This is a genomic window from Methylobacterium sp. ME121, from assembly GCF_000974725.1.
Classification (GTDB): Bacteria; Pseudomonadota; Alphaproteobacteria; order Rhizobiales; family Beijerinckiaceae; genus Methylobacterium; species Methylobacterium radiotolerans.
On record NZ_BBUX01000055.1, the window covers coordinates 1 to 18,739 of the forward strand.

The 18,739-nt window shown below is 72.9% G+C and carries 16 protein-coding genes; 8 read left to right on the top strand and 8 right to left on the bottom strand.

Translation table 11 applies throughout. The features are described from left to right. Window positions 1–497: 497 nt before the first annotated feature. The 6 genes from ME121_RS24625 to ME121_RS24650 all read right to left on the bottom strand — a co-directional run bounded on the left by ME121_RS24625 (window position 498) and on the right by ME121_RS24650 (window position 7,072). Window positions 498–1,505: a dienelactone hydrolase family protein gene (locus ME121_RS24625; RefSeq protein WP_059409781.1), complete on the bottom strand. Its 1,008-nt coding sequence runs from the start codon at window positions 1,503–1,505 to the stop codon at window positions 498–500. Window positions 1,506–1,620: 115 nt separating this feature from the next. After that, window positions 1,621–3,426, bottom strand: coding sequence for an allophanate hydrolase (gene atzF / locus ME121_RS24630; protein ID WP_059409782.1), 1,806 nt, complete (start codon window positions 3,424–3,426; stop codon window positions 1,621–1,623). A gap of 149 nt (window positions 3,427–3,575) precedes the next feature. Next, window positions 3,576–4,490 carry a polysaccharide deacetylase family protein gene (locus ME121_RS24635; RefSeq protein WP_059409783.1) on the bottom strand — a complete coding sequence of 305 codons (915 nt, stop codon included), beginning with the start codon at window positions 4,488–4,490 and terminating at the stop codon, window positions 3,576–3,578. Continuing rightward, complete coding sequence (locus tag ME121_RS24640) at window positions 4,490–5,272, bottom strand: ABC transporter ATP-binding protein (RefSeq protein WP_012321486.1); 783 nt, start codon at window positions 5,270–5,272, stop codon at window positions 4,490–4,492. Before ME121_RS24640 ends, ME121_RS24635 begins: the two co-directional genes overlap by 1 nt. Further along, complete coding sequence (locus tag ME121_RS24645; protein ID WP_059409784.1) at window positions 5,265–6,125, bottom strand: ABC transporter permease; 861 nt, start codon at window positions 6,123–6,125, stop codon at window positions 5,265–5,267. Before ME121_RS24645 ends, ME121_RS24640 begins: the two co-directional genes overlap by 8 nt. Continuing rightward, entirely contained in the window at window positions 6,122–7,072 is a 951-nt protein-coding gene (locus tag ME121_RS24650) for an ABC transporter substrate-binding protein (protein WP_059409785.1), read from the bottom strand. Before ME121_RS24650 ends, ME121_RS24645 begins: the two co-directional genes overlap by 4 nt. 117 nt (window positions 7,073–7,189) lie before the next feature. Here ME121_RS24650 and ME121_RS24655 point away from each other — a divergent pair, with 117 nt between their 5' ends. Then, on the top strand, window positions 7,190–8,086 hold the full coding sequence (locus ME121_RS24655) for a LysR family transcriptional regulator (RefSeq protein ID WP_012321489.1): 897 nt from the start codon (window positions 7,190–7,192) through the stop codon (window positions 8,084–8,086). Window positions 8,087–8,114: 28 nt separating this feature from the next. On the opposite strand, the gene ME121_RS24660 is transcribed toward ME121_RS24655, so the two are convergent. Next, complete coding sequence (locus tag ME121_RS24660) at window positions 8,115–9,692, bottom strand: winged helix-turn-helix domain-containing tetratricopeptide repeat protein (RefSeq protein ID WP_059409786.1); 1,578 nt, start codon at window positions 9,690–9,692, stop codon at window positions 8,115–8,117. 203 nt (window positions 9,693–9,895) lie between these two features. Here ME121_RS24660 and ME121_RS24665 point away from each other — a divergent pair, with 203 nt between their 5' ends. From ME121_RS24665 to phnE (ME121_RS24690), 6 genes are all read left to right on the top strand, one after another. Beyond that, window positions 9,896–10,945, top strand: coding sequence for an alpha/beta fold hydrolase (locus ME121_RS24665; protein WP_053621458.1), 1,050 nt, complete (start codon window positions 9,896–9,898; stop codon window positions 10,943–10,945). A 65-nt stretch (window positions 10,946–11,010) separates the two neighbouring features. After that, complete coding sequence (locus tag ME121_RS24670; RefSeq protein ID WP_024828720.1) at window positions 11,011–11,538, top strand: cytochrome P460 family protein; 528 nt, start codon at window positions 11,011–11,013, stop codon at window positions 11,536–11,538. A 183-nt stretch (window positions 11,539–11,721) separates the two neighbouring features. Continuing rightward, window positions 11,722–12,744 carry a phosphate/phosphite/phosphonate ABC transporter substrate-binding protein gene (gene phnD, locus ME121_RS24675; protein ID WP_029360047.1) on the top strand — a complete coding sequence of 341 codons (1,023 nt, stop codon included), beginning with the start codon at window positions 11,722–11,724 and terminating at the stop codon, window positions 12,742–12,744. Between the two features lie 35 nt (window positions 12,745–12,779). Next, a complete protein-coding gene (phnC, locus tag ME121_RS24680; protein ID WP_029360045.1) occupies window positions 12,780–13,574 on the top strand; it encodes a phosphonate ABC transporter ATP-binding protein in 795 nt (264 codons plus the stop codon). Continuing rightward, entirely contained in the window at window positions 13,571–14,380 is an 810-nt protein-coding gene (gene phnE, locus ME121_RS24685; RefSeq protein ID WP_012321495.1) for a phosphonate ABC transporter, permease protein PhnE, read from the top strand. Before phnC ends, phnE (ME121_RS24685) begins: the two co-directional genes overlap by 4 nt. Next, a complete protein-coding gene (gene phnE / locus ME121_RS24690; protein WP_012321496.1) occupies window positions 14,377–15,192 on the top strand; it encodes a phosphonate ABC transporter, permease protein PhnE in 816 nt (271 codons plus the stop codon). Before phnE (ME121_RS24685) ends, phnE (ME121_RS24690) begins: the two co-directional genes overlap by 4 nt. A gap of 12 nt (window positions 15,193–15,204) precedes the next feature. On the opposite strand, the gene ME121_RS24695 is transcribed toward phnE (ME121_RS24690), so the two are convergent. Then, complete coding sequence (locus ME121_RS24695) at window positions 15,205–16,626, bottom strand: M20 family metallopeptidase (RefSeq protein WP_059409787.1); 1,422 nt, start codon at window positions 16,624–16,626, stop codon at window positions 15,205–15,207. Window positions 16,627–16,946: 320 nt separating this feature from the next. Between ME121_RS24695 and ME121_RS24700 the strand changes: the two genes are divergently transcribed. Continuing rightward, window positions 16,947–18,737, top strand: coding sequence for a peptide ABC transporter substrate-binding protein (locus ME121_RS24700; protein WP_059409788.1), 1,791 nt, complete (start codon window positions 16,947–16,949; stop codon window positions 18,735–18,737). Window positions 18,738–18,739 lie beyond the last annotated feature (2 nt).

Here is an 18,739-nt window from a genome sequence, read left to right on the forward strand (position 1 = left end):
CATCATGAGAGAGGGAGTCCACACTTCGGTCCGCCGGTGTTCGATCGTGTCACGCGGCACAGGGAACGATCCGATCGTCTCGGCGAATTCGGGCAGCAGGGACGTTCGCCGGATTCCCTGCCGCGAACAGTCACCTTTTTGGGCGTTTCCGCGCCTATAGGGCCACAATTTGCATTATGTTTGGGCTTTGCGGCCGTCTCGTGTCGCCGACGCGTCCGGCTCGATCCGCTGGACCTTGAGCGGGTTGGCACTGAAGCAGGCTGAAGCCCCGGATCGACCGGCATCGCCGAGGTTCAGGCAGGGAGTCCTGTCGCTGCACCGGGAGAGTCGGACGGCTCTGCAGAGCGGCTGGGCGTCGGTCTCGGGCCTTCAAACCTGCAGCGTGAGCGAGCCGCCCAGTTTGATCGTCCTGTTGCCCGCGGCAGCGACAACGCGGCGGATCCCGCGGCGGCTCTGCCCGCAGGATCAGGCAAGGACGCGGCGCTGCGCGGCGTCCTTCACCGCGCCCGGAAAGCCGTGTCGAGCGCCTCCGAGACGCGCGACAGGGCCGCGGCGCGGGCGGCGGCGTCGGAGCCGATATGCGGGTCGCGCTGCACACACGGGTCGGCATAGGTGAACGGCGCGGCGTTCGCGCCCTCGACGAGGGCGCCGTCCGCCGCCTCGCGGATCGCGCAGGCGCGGACGGTCTGCGCGCCCCTGGCGACCACGGGCTGGCTCGGCCCGGTCGGGTTGTCGAAGACGTGCTGCGCCCCGGGATAGACGGTCAGGTCGACATCGGCGCCGGCCGCCTTCAGACGCTCCGCGTAGGCCGCGCAGGTCGCGGCGGGATTGTAGTCGTCGCCGCTGCCCCCGAACATCCGGATCGGCCGGTCCACGACGGCGGTGTCGTCCCGGAACCGGATCGAGCAGTCCGGATAGACCGGTAGGTAGAGGGCGGGGGTGACGCCGGAGCGGTTCCAGGCCGCGTCGAAGCGCTTGAGGCTCGCGTAGAGCGCGGCCTGCCCGCCGCGCGAGAAGCCCATCACGGCGATCCGCGCCGGGTCGACCCGCGGATGCCGGGCCAGCACGCCCAGCGCCCGGTAGATGTCGAGGATGAGGTTCGTGCGCGCCAGGAGGCTCTGGTCGGTGTTGACGCTGGTCAGGCCGCGCCCGGTGAACCCGTCGATGGCGAAGGTCGAGATCCCGCGCGCCGCCAGCGCCCGCTGCCAGAACTCGATGTTCCCGCCCAGGCCCCCGGAGCCGTGCATCAGGATCACGGTCGGCAGGCGCTCCGTCCCCGCCTTGGCGACGCGCAGGAGCCCCGCGACCGTGACCGGCTTCGCCCCCTCGGACGTGCCGGTGAGGAACTGCCGGTCGGTCAGCGTCAGGCTGTCGAACGGGTGAATCTCCACGCGGGTGGCGTAGCTGCCGAGATCGGCGACGCCGTCCGGCGCGGGCCCGGCGGAGACCGCCCGCGGGATGCCGGCCAGCAGGCAGGCCGCCAGGAACAGGATCGGTCGTTGCATCGGAGCCCTCCGCCACCGGGCGGCAGCCTAGCAGCGGCGCGGGCGCCCTGTCCCCGCGTGACGGGCCGGAGCCGGTTTCCCTTCGGCGGCCGATGTCAGTCCCGGGCCCGGGAGGCTACGCGGCCGCAGGGTCGGCCAGGTAGGCGCGCCAGCCGCCGAAGCGCGTGATCTCGGCCGCCCCGTCGAGGCCGGCCGGCTCGACCAGGAAGCCCTTGGGCGCCGTACCGTCGGCGAGCCGCAGGGTGCCGATCCCGAGCGGCGCCGGGATGGCGGCGACGAAGCGTCCGAACGCGGCGGGCGGCAGGGCCCACACCTCGGTCTCGATGGCGGCGCCTTCGCCGGCCGCCACCCGAAGCAGGCCCGGGCGCTGCGGGGGGCCGCCCGGCAGGGCGTAGAGGCGATAGTCCCGCGCGGTCGGCACCGCCCGCAGGAAGCGCGCGCCGCACCCGGCGAGCTCGCGGTTCAGCGGCAGCCCCGAGAGATGCGCCCCGACGACCGCCAGCTCGATCGCGTCCGGTCCGGCCGCGGCCGGTCCCGGCTCCGCCGTCGGCACCGGGATCGTGCCCGCGCCGATCCGCGGCGCGGACGCCGCGTGCAGGCGCGCGCCCAGGGCGGCGAGCAGCCCGTCCGAGCCGCGCGGCGCCAGCAGGGTGATCCCGGCGGGGAAGCCGTCGGCGCGGGGCCGCCCCGGCACCGCCAGGGCGCACCAGTCCAGCAGGTTGACGAAGTTGGTGTAGGTGCCGAGCTCGCTGTTCGGCCCGATCGGGTCGGCCGCCAGGGCCGCGCAGGTCTGCGGGCGCGGGTAGGTCGGCACGGCGAGGACGTCGATCCGGTCCCAGACCGCGTCCGCCTCCCGGCGCAGCGCCGCGAGGCGGTAGAGGCCCGCGAAGGCGTCCGCGGCGCTGTGGCGCTCGGCGGCGGCGATGACCGTCCGCGTCGTCGGGTGCAGGATCTCGGGGCGCGTCTCCATCACCGCACGGATCGCCGCGTAGCGCTCGGCGACCCACGGGCCGTCGTAGAGCAGGGCCGCGACGGCGAACATCGGCGCGAGATCCACCGGCGCCGCCGCCCCGGCGAGGGTTTCGAGATCGGCGACCGTCGCCGCGAAGGCCGCCTCCGAGAGCCCGTCGCCGCCGAAGCGGAGGCTCGCCGCGTCCGGGAGCCCGAGGCGCAGGCCCGGCGGCAGGCCGGCGGGGGCGGCCGGCACCGGCAGGGCCCGCGACCAGGGATCGGCCCCGTCCGGACCCAGCATGACCCGGAAGGCCGCGTCGGCGTCCGCGACGGTGCCGGCGAAGACCGAGAGCGTGTCGAGGGTCCGGCAGGCCGGCAGCATCCCGCGGCTGGAGATCGCCCCGAGGGAGGGCTTCAGCCCGACGACGTTGTTGAGCGCCGCCGGCACCCGGCCCGACCCCGCCGTATCGGTGCCGAGCGCGAAGGCGACGATCCCGTGGGCCACCGCCACGGCGGAGCCGCTGCTGGACCCGCCGGGCACGTAGGCCGGATCGATCGCGTTGCGCGGGGCCGGGTAGGGGGTGCGCAGGCCGACCAGCCCGGTGGCGAACTGGTCGAGGTTGGTCTTGCCGATCAGGATCGCGCCCGCCGCGCGGAGCCGTGCCACCGCGGGTGCGGTCTCGGCGGGGGTGTGGGCGAAGTCCGGGCAGGCGGCGGTGGTCGGCAGGCCGGCGACGTCGATGTTGTCCTTCACGGCGAAGGGCACGCCCCAGAGCGGCATCGTAGCGGGGTCGAAGGGCGGGAGCGCCGCCGCGGCGTCCCGGGCGTCCGCCTCCGGGACGAGCGCGAGGAAGATGCCGGGATCGTCCACCGCGGCGAGCCGCCGGTAGGCCTCGGCCACGACGGCGCGCGGGTCGAGGCCGTCGGCGTAGGCCGCGTGCAGGAGCGGGATCGTCGGGAAGGGGGGCACGGCGGCTCCTCGTTCTCAGGTCGGCAGACAAGTTCGCGCGCGAGGGGATTCGGCGCGCGGGGGGCTAGGCCCTGCCCGCGCCCGCATCTCGAGGTGCAGCGGTGGATCGCACGGTCGTCCTCCCCCGCGGCCCGATGCGCCCGGACGGCTCAGGATACGTCGCCGGTGGCGCGGTACCAGTCGAGGATCTCGACCCCCTGCATGAACACCGCGTCGTCGCGGGCCAGGATGGCGTCGAGCAGCCGCTCCAGCAGGTGGATCCGGTGCGGGACGCCGGTGATGTAGGGGTGGATCGCGAAGCCCATCACCTTGGCGCCGCCGAGGGGGCCGGAGCCGGCGGCCTCGGCGGCGAGCCGGTCGAGATGGGCGAGCGCCCGCTCCACGAACTCGTCGGCCCGGTGGTGCTGGATGGCCAGCAGCGGGATGTCGTTGAGCTCGACCGAGTAGGGGAGGGCGACGAGGTCGCCCGTGCGCGTCGCCACCCGGCAGGGGCGATCGTCGACCACGAAGTCGCCGACGTACTCGAGCCCGGCCGCGCGCAGGTGGTCGGGCGTGTCGAGGGTCTCGGTGAGGCCCGGCCCCAGCCAGCCGCGCGGCGGGCGCCCCGTGGTTCCGGTGATCGCCGCGACGGTGCGGGCGATCATCTCCGGCTGGTCCGCGACCCTGTGGGTCGGGACCTGGTGGAAGCCGTGGGCCATGAACTCCCAGCCGGCCGCGTGGGCGGCCTCGGCGATGCGCGGATAGGCCGTGCAGACCGAGCCGTTGATCGACAGGGTCGGGCGGATGCCCCGGCTCTCGAACGCCTCGAGGAACCGCCAGAAGCCGACCCGCATGCCGTACTCGTGCCACGCCCAGTTCGGGATGTCCGGCAGCAGGCTGGCCCCGGTCGGCGGCGCCAGGATCTGGCGCGGCATCGGGTGGTCGATCAGCCAGTGCTCGACGTTGACCACCGGCCAGACGGCGACGTGCCGGCCCCCGGGCAGCGTCAGGCGCGGCCGGTCCACGGCGGCGCGGTAGGCGAGGCGGTTCTCGGGCCGGCGGGGATCGTCGGGGGCGGTGTCCATCAGGCAGCGGCCCGCGGGGCGTGGTGGCTGTGGAGCTGGGCCGCGAGCATCCGGCGCAGGTCGTTGAAGGCCGGGCTCGACACGTCGCGCCGCCGCGGCAGCTCGACCGGATGGATCGCCTCGATCCGGCCGGGGCCGGGCGACATCATCACGATGCGGTCGGCCAGGAAGATCGCCTCCTCGATGGCGTGGGTGACGAACAGGATCGTCAGCCCCGTCCGCGACCACAGGTCGAGCAGCTCGTCCTGCAGCCGCTCGCGAGTCATGGCGTCGAGGGCCCCGAAGGGCTCGTCCATCAGCACGACCTCGGCCTCGTTGGCGAGCACCCGCGCGATGGCGACGCGCTGCTTCATGCCGCCCGAGAGCTGGTGCGGGTAGGCGTCGGCGAAGGCCTGGAGGCCGACCAGGGCGATGTAGCGCTCGGCGGTGTCGCGCACCTCGGCGGCGGGCCGCCCGCGCGCCTTCGGGCCGAAGCCGATGTTGTCGCGCACGGTGAGCCACGGGAACAGGCCGTAATCCTGGAAGACCATCCCGCGGCTCGGCCCCGGCCCCGCGATCGGCTTGCCCCACATCAGGGCTTGCCCGGAACTCGGGGCCTCGAAGCCGGCGGCGACCCGCAGCAGCGTCGACTTCCCGCAGCCCGAGGCGCCGAGCAGGCAGACGAACTCGCCGCGGGACACCGTGAGGTTCGCCTCGCGCAGGGCCTCGGTCCGGCGGCCGCCCGCCGCGTAGGTCTTGGAGACCGCGCGCATGTCGAGGATCGGGATCGTGGGGTCAGCCATGGTTGGGGCTCCAGGCGAGCAGCCGGCGGCCCAGCTGCATGACCAGCCAGTCGGAGACGAAGCCCGCGACCCCGATCACCGCCATGCCGCAGATCACGATCTCGGTGCGCGAGAGCTGGCGCGCCTCCATGATGATCGCGCCGAGGCCGGTCTGGACCCCGGTCATCTCGCCGACCACGATCACCACCCAGGCGAAGCCGAGGCCGAGCCGCAGGCCGGTGAAGATCGACGGCAGCGCCGCCGGCAACACGACCCGGACGAACTGCGCCGGGCCGGTACAGCCCAGCATCGCGGCAGCCTCGAACAGGCGCGGCTCCACCGAGCGGACCCCGAACACGGTGTTGACCAGGATCGGGTAGAACGCCCCGAGGAACACGAGGAAGAAGGCCGAGCGCGGCCCGAGGCCGAATAGGATCATGGCCAGCGGCAGCCACGCGGTGACCGGAACAGGGCGCAGGACCTGCAGCGCGGGGTCGAGGAGCGCCCGGATCAGCGGAACGCGGCCGATCAGCAGGCCGAGCGGCAGGGCGGCGGCCGCCGCCAGCGCGAAGCCGCCGTAGACCCGGCTCAGCGACGCCGCGAGATGGGTCCAGAGCGTGCCGCTGAACGCGTCGTCGTTGACGCCGCCGACGGCGAGGTCCCGCATCTCCGCCCAGACCTCCGCGGGCGGCGGGATCAGGCTGTAGGGCCGGCCCGCGGTGGTGATCTGCCAGACCGCGACGAGTGCGGCCGGCACCACGCAGGCGAGCGCCAGCCGGCGCAGGTGGGCGAGCCCGGGCCCGGATCCAGCCCGGCGGGCGGGGCCCGGCGTCACCGCCGCCGGCAGGGCGCCGGCCTCGATCCCGGTGCTCACGCCCGCCCCAGCGCGTCGACGAAGCGGGTGTCGATGAACCCCGGCTCGGGCAGCCGCTTGATCTGCTTGAGGGCGAGCATGTGCTGCGCGTAGGCGTCGGCCTGTCGGACCTCGTTCGGCCCGAGGCGCCAGGTCAGCTCGACGTTCGGGGCCGAGAGCTCGAGCGCCTCGCGCTTCTGCCCGAGCTTCGCCACTGCCATGGCGATCATCGCGTCGCGGTCGCCGGCCGCGAAGTCCGTCGCCTTGCGGTGGATCTCCAGCATGGTCCGGACGAGGTCGGGGCGCTCGGCGACCGTGTCGCGGTGGGCGCCGAACACCATGTTCAGCGCGCCCATCTCGGTGCCGTAGGGGTACTCGACGAGCTGGCCGACGCCCGAGGCGAGGCTGACGCCGGGGCCCGGCTCGGCGCCGACATAGGCGTCGACGTCGCCGCGGGCGAGCGCGATGTGCATCTCCGAGAAGGAGACGCGCACGGGGGTGATGTCCTTCACCGAGAGGCCCTCCATGCGCATCCGCTCTAGGACGAAGACCTCCTGGGTGCTGCCGGGCCAGATCGCGACGCGCTTGCCGCGCAGGTCCTTGATGGCGCGGATATCGGAGCCCTTCTTGGCGATCACCGCCATCCCGCGGTTGCAGGTGGAGGCGATGACCACGAGCGGCTCGCCGGCGGCCGCGCCCAGCGTCGCGGCGGCGATGCCGAACGTGCCGAAATCCACCGACTTGGTGACCACCGCATTCTTGCATTCGGTGGGACTCTCGAAGGGCACGACCTCGACCTTCACGCCCGCGGGGGTGAAGCGCTCGTAGAAGCTCGGCGCGATCGAGTGGATCAGCTTGAGCGAGCCCATCCGGATCGTGATGGGGGCGCCCTGGGCGCGGACTCGGGCCAGGGGGCCGAGGGCGAGGCCGGCCCCGAGACCGGCCAGGAGGGTGCGGCGGCGGATCATCGAACGGCTCCTGCAGGGTCCCGATGTGCCGACGCTACGGGCACCACCTGTTGCGAGGAAGTGCTATTTTCTGAGCGTGCCGTTGCCTCGCGGGCAACGGTCGGGCAGGGTGCGGGCGTGAAGCACCTGCGCACCGTCACTTACGTCGCCGAGGTCGCCCGCGCCGGCTCGATCCGGCGCGCCGCGGAGCGCTTGAACCTCACGCCCTCGGCCCTGACGCGGCAGATCCAGGATCTCGAGTACGAGCTCGGCACGCCGATCTTCGAGCGCCTGCCGCAGGGGATGCGGCTCAACGCGGCCGGCGAGCTCTTCGCCCGGCACATCCGCGACCAGGCGGCCGATCTCGACCGGGTCCGCTCGCAGATCGCCGACCTGTCGGGCGTGCGGCGGGGGCATGTGGCGCTCGCCTGCAGCCAGGCCTTCGTCACCCAGGTGGTGCCCGAGGAGGTCGAGGCCTACCGCGCCCGGTTTCCGCAGGTCGGCTTCACCGTGCAGGTCCGCGACCACGCCCAGGCGGTCACCGCCCTGGCGGCTTTCGAGGCCGACCTCGCCCTGATCCTGCAGCCGCCGCCCTCGGCGGAGCTGCACCCGCTCTATGCCGGCCACCAGACCCTGTGCGCGCTGATGCGTCGGGGCCACGCGCTGGCGGCGGAACGCGGGCCCGTGCGCCTGCGCGACTGCCTCGCGCACGCCCTCGCGCTGCCCGACCGGTCGCTCGCCATCCGCCACCACATCGAGCACGCGCTGGCCCGGCGGGGCGTCGAGCTGCGGCCCGTGGTGGAGTCGGGCTCGCTTGAGTTCCTGCGCAACCTCACCCTGCGGGAGGACGTGGTCAGCCTGCAGGTACCCAGCGGCATCCCGGAGGACCCGCGCCTCCACAGCCGGCCGATCGACACCCGCGATCTCACCCCGATGACGCTGGTCCTGGCGCAGCTGCGCGGGCGCTCGCTCTCGGTGGCCGCCGCCAAGTTCGCCGACCAGCTCGTCGTCCGGCTCAACCGGGAAGGGACCTGAACGGGAAGGGGCCTGACCGTCGCCCCGCTCAGGCGGGCAGGCCGGCAAGGGCCAGCGCCTCGGCGTATCGCTGCCCCAGCGCGGCGACCGGGAAGGGGATCCGCGCCAGGAAGCCCGAGACCGTCAGTTCGGGCTCGATCTCCAGGAGCTCGGCGACCGCCTGCCGGGCGCGCTCCGGCTGGCCGAGCCCGACATGGGCCACGGCGAGCGCCCGCAGGGCGACGGCGAAGCGCCGGTTCTGCGCCAGCGCCCGCTCGGCCCACCGGATCGCCTTGGGATAGTCGGCCTCGCTCACCGCCGCGACCGCCATCACGCCCGACATCAGCCAGCCGCGCGGATCCCGCGGGTTGAGCTGCAGCGCCCGCTCGACCATGGCGCGTCCCGCCTCGGCGCGGCCGCACATGGTCTCGATCCAGCCCGCGAGGGTGAGCGCCAGGGCGGAGTTCGGGTTGACGAGCAGCGCGCGGCCGAACAGGTCGCGCGCCCGGTCCCGCCCGGTCTCCGACATGTTCCAGACCGCGAAGGCCGCCATGAACAGCACCTGCGCGTCCCCGGGCGCGCGCTCGACCGCGCCCCAGGCCAGCCGCACGGCCGCCGCGCGCTCAGCCTCGCCCTGCGCGATCCAGCCCTGGAAGTGGCACTGCGCCCGGCAATAGGCCGCCGCGGCCATCGCCGGTGCGTAGCCCGGGTCGAGCGCCAGGGCCTCGTCCAGGTGATCGAGCGCGGCCGCCATGCCGGCGGCGGTGAAGTCGGCGAGCCGGGCGTTGGCCCGGAGCAGCCGGTCGTAGGCATCCGGATGGGCGGGCGCGTCGCGGCCGAGCCGGCGGATCTCCGCCAGTTGGAGGGTCGGCTCGATCGCGGCGGCGGCGCGCGCGGCGACCCGCTCCTGCAGGGCGAAGACGTCGTCGAGACCGCCGTCGAAGCTGTCGGCCCAGAGATGGGCGCCGGTCCCGGCATCGACCAGCTGGCCGGTGATGCGCAGGCGCGAGCCGCCGCGGCGCACGCTGCCCGCGACCACGTAGCCGACGCCGAGCTCCTGCCCGACCCGGCGCACGTCGATCGCCGCGCCCCGGTAGGTGAAGGTCGAGTTGCGCGCGATCACGAACAGGCCGCTGACGCGGGACAGCGCCGTGATGATCTCCTCGGTCATCCCGTCGGCGAAGTAGTCCTGCTCCGGATCCGCGCTCATGTTGGTGAAGGGCAGGACCGCCACCGCGGGCAAGCGCGGCCCGGCGCGCCACGTGACGCCCGGCTCCGCCGCGTCTTCCGGAGCGATCCCGGGCGAGACCTCCGATGCGGCCTCCCGCACGGCGCCGACGAAGCGCACGCCCTTGCGCGGGAGGGTCCGGATCCAGCGCTGCCCGGTTCCCGTGTCGCCGATCGCCGTCCGGGCCGCGTTGATCCGGCTGCCGAGGGTCGCCTCGGAGACGATGCGCCCGTTCCAGACCGCCTCCAGCAGGTCGTCGCGGCTGACCACCCGGTCGCGCCGCTCGATGAGCACGCGCAGGAGGTCGAAGACCTGCGGCTCGACGGCGATCTCCGCGCCGTCCCGGCTCAGCTCGCGCCGGGCGGAATCGAGGGTGAAGGGTCCGAACCGGTAGATCACGGGGCGTTCCTGGGCGGGGCTATGTCCGCGTTCCGCGCCCTGCTCACCGAACCGGTCTCCGCGGCGGAGGGCGCTCTAGCACGGGCCCGGGCGGGCATAAATCATGGGCCTCTGAAGGTGTCCTCAAGGCCCTCTCAAAGCGCGGTGTCGAACATCGGGATAGGTTTCGCTCCATCGAAGACTTTCCGACGAGGGAGCCGTCCATGGCCCGCGAGACCGATCCCGACACATCCGCCTGGAGCCGCCGCCGCCTCCTGAAGAGCGCGGTAGCCACCGCCGCCCTCGCCGAACTCGGCGTCGGCGGGACCGCGCGGGCGCAGGGTGCCCCGGCCCCCGGCGCCCCGGTCCCCGGCGTCATGCCGGGCGTCCTGAAGCAGGTCGAGGCCGGCGTGCTCGACGTCGGCTACGTCGAGGCCGGTCCCGCCGACGGGCCGGCGGTCATCCTGCTTCACGGCTGGCCCTACGACATCCACGCCTTCGCGGAGGTCGTGCCGCTCCTCACCGCGGCCGGGCACCGGGTGATCGTGCCGTACCTGCGTGGCTACGGCACCACCCGCTTCCTGGCATCGGACACGGTCCGGAACGGCGAGCAGGCGGCACTCGCGGTGGACGTCATCGCCCTGATGGACGCCCTGAAGATCCCCCAGGCCATCCTGGGCGGCTTCGACTGGGGCGCGCGGACGGCCGACATCGTCGCGGCGCTGTGGCCGGAGCGGTGCCGGGCGCTGGTGGCGGTCAGCGGCTACCTGATCGGCAACCAGGAGGCCGGCAAGAAGCCGCTCCCGCCGCGGGCCGAGCTGTCCTGGTGGTACCAGTTCTACTTCGCCACCAGCCGGGGGCGGGCCGGCTACGAGGCCTACCGCGCCGACTTCGCCAGGCTGATCTGGCAGACCGCCTCGCCGCGCTGGCGCTTCGACGACGCCACCTTCGCGCGGAGCGCCCCGGCCCTCGACAACCCGGATCACGTCAGCATCGTCATCCACAATTACCGCTGGCGGATGGGCCTCGCCGAGGGCGAGCGCCAGTACGACGCGCTGGAGCGCCGCCTCGCTGAGGCGCCCACGATCGGCGTGCCGGCCATCACCCTGGAGGGCGACGCGAACGGCGCCCCGCATCCCGAACCCGCCAGCTACGCGGCCAAGTTTACCGGGCGCTACGCGCACCGGCTGATCACCGGCGGGATCGGCCACAACCTGCCGCAGGAGGCCCCGCGCGCCTTCGCGCAGGCCGTGATCGACGCGGCCGCGGCCTGACCGCGCCGGCGCGGCCGGGTCATCCCCGGAAACACGACCATCCCGAGACGATGACGGAGGTTGCCATGCGGTTCCTGGCTGTCGCGCTGCCGGCCCTGCTCGCTGCCGGCCTGCTCTCTGCAGGCCCATTCTTCGCCGGCTCCGCGGTGCGCGCCGTGGAGGCGGGGACCGCCCCGGCGGCCTCGCCGATCTACGGCGTCACCGTCCCGGACGGGTACCGCGACTGGCAGCTCGTCGGCGTCGCGCAGGAGACCGGGGCCCTCGACGAGCTGCGCGCGGTCGTCGGCAACGCGCGGGCGCTCGACGCCTACCGGTCCGGCACCCTGCCGTTCCCGGACGGGACGGTGCTGGTGAAGCGCGCCTGGACACGGGTGCCGTCGGCGGAGTTCGCCCCGGCCTTCGTGCCCGGCGGCGCCACGACGATCCAGGTCATGGTGAAGGATTCGCGGCGCTACGCGGCGACGGGCGGCTGGGGGTTCGGGCGCTTCGTCGACGGCAAGCCCGCGGACGCGGCCCAGCACGAGACCTGCTTCGCCTGCCACAGCGCGAATGTCCGGGACCACGACTACGTGTTCACGCGGCTCGCGCCCTGACGCGGGCCGCCCGGACGGCCGCGGCGCCCTGTCAGCGCGCCGCTTCCCTCAACTTCCGCTCGATGCCGCGCCTTGCGTCTCCCGTCAGCCGGCGCCTACACCTTTGCCGGCTCAAGCTCGGCCCGGACCGGGCGGGACATGACGGCGCCGGCCCGAGGCACGGCCCCGCAGGGAGGATAGCGCGTGACGATCGCCCGATACGGCGCAGCCCTGGCGCTGCTCTGCGGCTTCGGTTTCCTGTCGCCCCTCAGGGCCGACGAGTGCCCCAACCGCGGCCAGCTCGACGACGCCTACTGCGACGCCAACAAGGACCTCGTCGCCGACGTCCCGGCCAAGACCCGCGACCCGAGCGTGATCGTCTTCGCCTACACGCCGGTGGAGGATCCCGCGGTCTACGAGAACTCGTTCAAGCCGTTCACGACCTACCTGAGCCAGTGCACGGGCAAGCGCGTCGTCTACTACCCGGTCCAGTCGAACTCGGCCGAGATCGAGGCGATGCGCTCGGGTCGGCTCACGGTGGCGGGCTTCTCGACCGGCCCGCTCGGCTTCGCGGTGAACATGGCCGGCGCGGTGCCGTTCGCCGCCAAGGGCACCGAGAAGGGCGCCGAGGGCTACAACCTGATCGTGGTGGTGAAGGCGAGCAGCCCGTACAAGACGCTGGCCGACCTCAAGGGCAAGCGCGTGGCCCACACGGCGCCGTCGTCGAATTCCGGCAACCTCGCGCCCAAGGCGCTGTTTCCCGAGCAGGGGCTGAAGCCCGGCGAGGACTACAAGCTCATCTACTCGGGCGGCCACGACAAGTCGGCGCTGGGCGTCGGCACCGGCGACTACGACGCCGCCCCGGTGGCCTCGGACGTGTTCTACCGGATGGTCGCCCGCGGCACGATCAAGGGCGACGATTACCGGGTGATCTACACGAGCGAGAAGTTCCCGACCTCGGGCTTCGCCTACGCCCACGATCTCAAGCCGGAACTCGCCGAGAAGCTGAAGCAGTGCTTCTACGATTTCCGCTTCCCGCCCGACATGGTGAAGGATTTCGAGGGCGACGACCGGTTCGCGCCGATCACCTACCTCAAGGACTGGGCGATCGTCCGCAAGGTCGCGGAGGAATCGGGCACGCCGTACAACAAGGCCGCCTACGAGCGCGAGGCCGCCCGCGAGGCCGAGGCCGCCCGCAAGAAGGCCGCGGGCGCGCCCAAGCCGTGACGCGAGCGGTGACGGCGGGACGCGCCGCGCGCGCGGTGGCGGCCGGACCCGACGGCGAACCCCGGGCGGAGGATCCCCGCGCGCTGGTGATCCGCGGGCTGACCAAGGCGTACCGGCCCGGCCAGCCGGTCCTGAAGGGCATCGACCTCGTGGTGCCCGGCACCGGGCTCACGGCGATCATCGGGCCGTCCGGCACCGGCAAGAGCACCCTGATCCGCTGCATCAACCGCCTGGTCCAGCCGACCTCGGGGGAGATCCTGTTCCGCGGCGAGGACCTCGCCCGGCTCTCCGGCCCCGCCCTGCGCCGGGCGCGGCGCCGGATCGGGATGGTGTTCCAGGAGTACAACCTGGTCGAGCGCCTCTCGGTGATGGAGAACCTGCTCTGCGGCCGCCTCGGCTACGTGCCGGCGTGGCGCGCGTGGCTGCGGCGCTTCCCCGAGGCGGACATCGCCCGCGCCTTCGACCTCCTCGACGCGGTCGGCCTGTCGGGTTTCGCCACCCGCCGGGCCGACGCCCTGTCGGGCGGGCAGCGCCAGCGCGTCGGCATCGCCCGGGCGATCATGCAGGAGCCCGAGATCGTGCTCGCCGACGAGCCGACCTCGTCCCTCGACCCGAAGAGCTCCGTGGAGATCATGGAGATCCTGTCCCGGCTCGCGGCCGAGCGCGGCGTGCCGGTGGTGGTCAACATCCACAACGTGGCGCTCGCCCAGCGCTTCGCCGCGCGAATCGTCGGCATGTCGGGCGGGCACGTGGTCTATGACGGGCCGCCGGACCGGCTGAGCGAGGCCGACCTGCGCGGCATCTACGGCGGCGAGAACTGGCTCGAATGAGCACGCCCGCCCGCCCGGCCTCCCCGGACGCTTCCCCCGACCGCGTCGCGTTCCGGCCCAACTGGACCGCCCGCGCCGGCTGGGCGCTCCTCGCCGTCTACGCGGTCTACGCGGCGACCCAGCTCGGCTTCTCCCCCGAGCGCTTCGCCGGCGGCCTCGCCCACGGGCGGCAATTCCTGGCGCGGATGTTCCCGCCGAACTTCTCCCGCTGGGAGCTGATCCAGTCGGGGATCGTCGAGAGCCTGCAGATCGCCGTGATCGCCACGGTGGCCGGCATCGCGGTCGCCCTGCCGATCGGCTTCCTGGCGGCCCGCAACCTGATGCCGCCCTGGGTGACGTGGCCGACCCGCGTCCTGATCGCGCTCTGCCGGTCGTTCCACCCGATCATCGTGGCGATCCTGTTCGTGAAGGCGATCGGCTTCGGGGCGCTCGCCGGCGTCATGGCGCTGATCGTCGCCTCGGTGGGCTTCATCGCCAAGCTGTTCGCCGAGGCGATCGAGGAGATCTCCCTGAAGCAGGTCGAGGCCGTGCGGGCGACCGGCGCCGGCTTCCTGTCGACCCTGATCATGGGCGTGCAGCCGCAGGTGCTGCCGCGCTTCATCGGCTTCGCCACCTACCAGCTCGATTCCAACCTGCGAAACTCGACCATGGTCGGCATCGTCGGCGGCGGCGGCATCGGCGCGACGCTGTTCACCGCCTACCAGCGCTTCGACTTCGACGTGGTGCTGGCGATCCTGATCGTCATCGTCGCCCTGATCATGGTGGCCGAGATCGTCTCCGGCTGGGCCCGCAAGGTGTTCCAGTGAGCGTCGCCCTCGCGCCCGCTTCCGCCGGCCCGCGCCGCTGGCAGCGCTTCCCCCTGTGGAAGCGGCTGGCGCGGCTCGCCTTCACGCTCTGCGCGGTGGCGGCCTTCGTGGCGAGCCTGCGCACCATCGAGGTGATCCCGGAATTCCTCTACGACGCCCCCGACCAGCTGGCCGACCTGTTCGGCCGGATGTGGCCGATGGATGCCGGCTATGTCGGCCCGACGCTGCGGGCGCTGGTGGAGACGCTCCACATCGCGACGCTCGGCACCCTGATCGCCATCGCGATCGCGGTGCCGATCGGGCTGATGGCGGCCCGCAACGTCGCGCCCAACCGCGCGCTGAACCTGTTCGCCAAGTTCGTGTTCGTGACCTCGCGCTCGGTGAACTCCCTGGTCTGGGCGCTGCTGTTCGTGGCGGTGTTCGGTCCGGGGCCGCTGGCCGGGACCCTCGCGATCGCGCTCCGCTCCGTCGGCTTCACCGGCAAGCTGTTCGCCGAGGCGCTGGAGGAGGCCGATCGCGGCTCGATCGAGGCCCTGCAGGCCGCGGGCGCCGGCCGGATGTCGACGCTGCTGCTCGGCTACTGGCCGCAGGTGAAGCCGGCCTTCTGGTCGATCGCGCTGTTCCGCTGGGACATCAATATCCGCGAATCCGCTGTGCTCGGGCTGGTCGGCGCGGGCGGCATCGGCGTCGCGCTCGATACCGCCCTGAACCTGCTCTACTGGGACCAGGTCGCCGTGGTGCTCGCCGCGATCTTCGGCGTCGTCATCCTGGCCGAGATCGTCGTGACGGCTCTGCGCGCCCGGACGCTCTGAGACGGGGCCCCGTCAGCGCCCCAGCGACATGCCGAGTGGCGGCTCGACCTCCGGCGGAAGCGGCGAGACGTAGCCCGCCGCGCCGACCCGGCGGGCGAGGTCCGCCTTGGCGGCGTCGCGCAGGGCCGCGTCGGTCACCGCCCGGGCCCCGGTGGCGGCCATCGCCTTGGCGACCTGCACCATCGCCTTGTGGGCCGCCGGGGTCTTGCCCTGCGCCACCACCTGCCAGGTGTGGAACGGCGTGCCGATGGCCACCGTGGGCGCGTGGGCCTGGACGGTCGGCACCACCCAGCTGACGTCGCCGACGTCGGTGGACCCGACCGCCGGGTTGCGCGGCGCGTCCAGGGGGACGAGGAAATCGGCGAGCGGTGCCTCGGTGCGCGGCATCCCGATGGCGCGGAACACGGCGTCGATGTCGCCGTCGGTGAGCGTCGCCCGGATCTGCCCGGCGAAGTCCCGGTCGGCCTCGTCGAAATGCGGCGGCCCGAGCTCCTCCATGACGCCGTGCAGCGCCCGCTCCAGGGGATCGTTGCCCAGCAGGTTCGACACCGCGCTGACGATCCGCACCTCGACCGCGGTCTCGGTCATCAGGGCGGCGCCCTGCGCGATCTTCTTCACCCGCTCGACCAGCGCCAGCATGCCCGGCAGGTCGCGGGCCCGGATCGAGTAGCGCACCGTCGCGCCGGCCTGGACGACGTTCGGGGCGATGCCGCCGGCGTCGAGATAGGCATAGTGCACCCGCGCGTCGGACGGCATGTGCTCGCGCATGTAGTTCACGCCGACGCTCATCAGCTCGACGGCGTCCAGCGCCGAGCGCCCGAGATGCGGGGCCGCGGCCGCATGGGCGGTGCGCCCGGTGAAGACGAAGTCGGCCCTCGTGTTGGCGAGCGCCACCGGCGGCGCCACCTCCCAGAAGCTGGCCGGATGCCAGGAGATCGCGATGTCGGCGTCCGCGAAGGCACCGGCGCGGACCATGAAGGCCTTGGCGGCGCCGCCCTCCTCGGCGGGACAGCCGTAGTAGCGCACGCGGCCGGGCGTCCCGGTCTCGGCGAGCCAGTCCTTGACCGCCGTGGCGGCGAGCAGGGCCGCCGAGCCGAGGAGATTGTGCCCGCAGCCGTGGCCGTGGCCGCCCGTCTCGATGGGCCGGTGCTCGGCGACGCCGGCCTCCTGCGACAGGCCCGGCAGGGCGTCGTACTCGCCCAGGAACGCGATGACCGGCCCGCCGTCTCCGGCCTCGCCCATCACGGCGGTAGGGATGCCGGCGACCGCTTCCGTGACCCGAAAACCCTGGTGGCGCAGCTCGGCGACGTGCTCGGCGCAGGACCGCGTCTCCGTGTAGCAGACCTCCGGCATGCCCCAGACGCGCTCGGACAGAGCGATCAGCCGCTCCGACTGCGCGTCGACGTGGCGCCACACGGCGTTGCGGTTATCCATCGTGTCGTCTCCGGGAAGGCTGCTGGTCGGCTTCGCGCCACCATAACGGGCTCCGCGCCGTCATCGCGAGCGCAGCGAAGCGACCCAGGGTTGCGAGACGCCGCCGAAGGTGGCGCTGCTGGATTGCTTCGCTCGGCTCGCAAGGTCGGATACGCGGCGAGCCCTTCGGCCACCCGATCGTATGCACGGCCGGGGCCACGCGGCTGTGCGCAACGCGCATCCCTCGACACGTTTCGGTTGAAGCGTCACTGGCCCGCCCCTTGCCAAGGCCGCCACCGGAATGTTGCTGTGCCGCTCGCGGCGGTAAACGGGATGCGTACATGGACGAGCGGGATCTGCGCGGCCTCATCGGGCGGGTGAAGGACGGTGGCCTGTCGCGGCGCGCCTTCGTGCAGCGGATGGTGGCCGTCGGCCTCACCGCGCCCATGGCCGGTCTGATGCTGGCCGGGAACGGAGTCGCCATGGCGGCCGATATCCGGGCCGGCTACAAGCCGACCAAGGCCGGCGGCGGCGGCGCGCTCAAGCTGCTCTGGTGGCAGGCGCCGACCCTGATCAACCCGCATTTCGCCATCGGCACCAAGGACCAGGACGCCTCGCGGATCTTCTACGAGCCGCTCGCCGCCTGGGACCCGGACGGCAACCTCGTGCCGGTTCTGGCCGCCGCGATCCCCTCCAAGGAGAACGGGGCGCTGGCTGCCGACGGCCGCTCGGTGGTCTGGACGCTCAAGCCCGGCGTGAAATGGCACGACGGCAAGCCGCTCACCGCCGACGACCTCGTCTTCACCTGGGAATACGCCCGCGACCCCGCCACCGCGGCGGTCACCGCCGGCTCCTACAAGGATTGCAAGGTCGAGAAGGTCGACGACCTGAGCGTCCGGGTCCTGTTCGACAAGCCGACGCCCTACTGGTGCGACGCCTTCGTGGGCATCGTCGGGATGGTGCTGCCGAAGCACCTGTTCGGCCCGTACAGCGGCGCCAAGTCCCGGGACGCGCCGCAGAACCTCGCCCCCGTGGGCACCGGCCCGTACCGGTTCGTGGAGTTCCGGCCCGGCGACATCGTCCGCGGCGAGCGCAACCCGGACTACCACCTGCCGAACCGGCCCTACTTCGACACGGTCGAGATGAAGGGCGGGGGCGACGCGGTCTCGGCCGCCCGCGCGGTGCTCCAGACCGGCGAGTACGACTACGCCTGGAACATGCTGATCGAGGACGAGGTGCTCAAGCGCCTGGAGACCGGCGGCAAGGGCCGGGTCGACGTGGTCTACGGCGGCAAGCTCGAGTTCCTGCTCCTCAACGCCACCGACCCGAACGTCGAGGTCGACGGCGAGCGCGCCTCGATCACGACGAAGCACCCCGCCTTCTCCGACCCGAAGGTGTGCCAGGCGATGAACCTGCTGATCGACCGCAAGTCGATCCAGACCTACATCTACGGCCGCACCGGCAAGCCCACCGCCAACACGGTCAACGGCCCGGAGCGCTTCGTCTCCAAGAACACGAGCTTCGCCTTCGACCCGGCCAAGGCCAACGCGCTCCTCGACGAGGCCGGCTGGAAGAAGGGCTCCGACGGCATCCGCGCCAAGGACGGCAAGAAGCTGAAGCTCGTCTTCCAGACCTCGATCAACGCGCCGCGCCAGAAGACCCAGGCGATCATCAAGCAGGCGGCCGCCAAGGCCGGCATCGAGATCGAGCTGAAATCGGTGACCGGCTCGGTGTTCTTCTCCTCCGACCCGGCGAACCCCGACACCTGCACGCATTTCTACGCCGACATGGAGATGTACGCCTACAGCATGACGCAGGCCGATCCGGCGATCTGGCTGCTGATGTACGCCTCCTGGGAGGTGGCCCAGAAGGCCAACAAGTGGCAGGGCCGCAACGTCGTGCGCTGGCGCAACGACGCCTACGACAAGGCCTACAACGCCGCCCAGAGCGAGCTCGACCCGGTCAAGCGCGCGGCGCTCCTGATCACCTGCAACGACCTCGCGGTGTCCGAGAACGTGCTGCCGCTGATCCACCGCGCCGAGGTCTCGGCGGTGGGCGCCACGCTCACGGCGCCCCGCAGCGGCTGGGACAACGACCTGTCGTTCCTGCCCGACTGGTACAGGGAGGCCTGAGC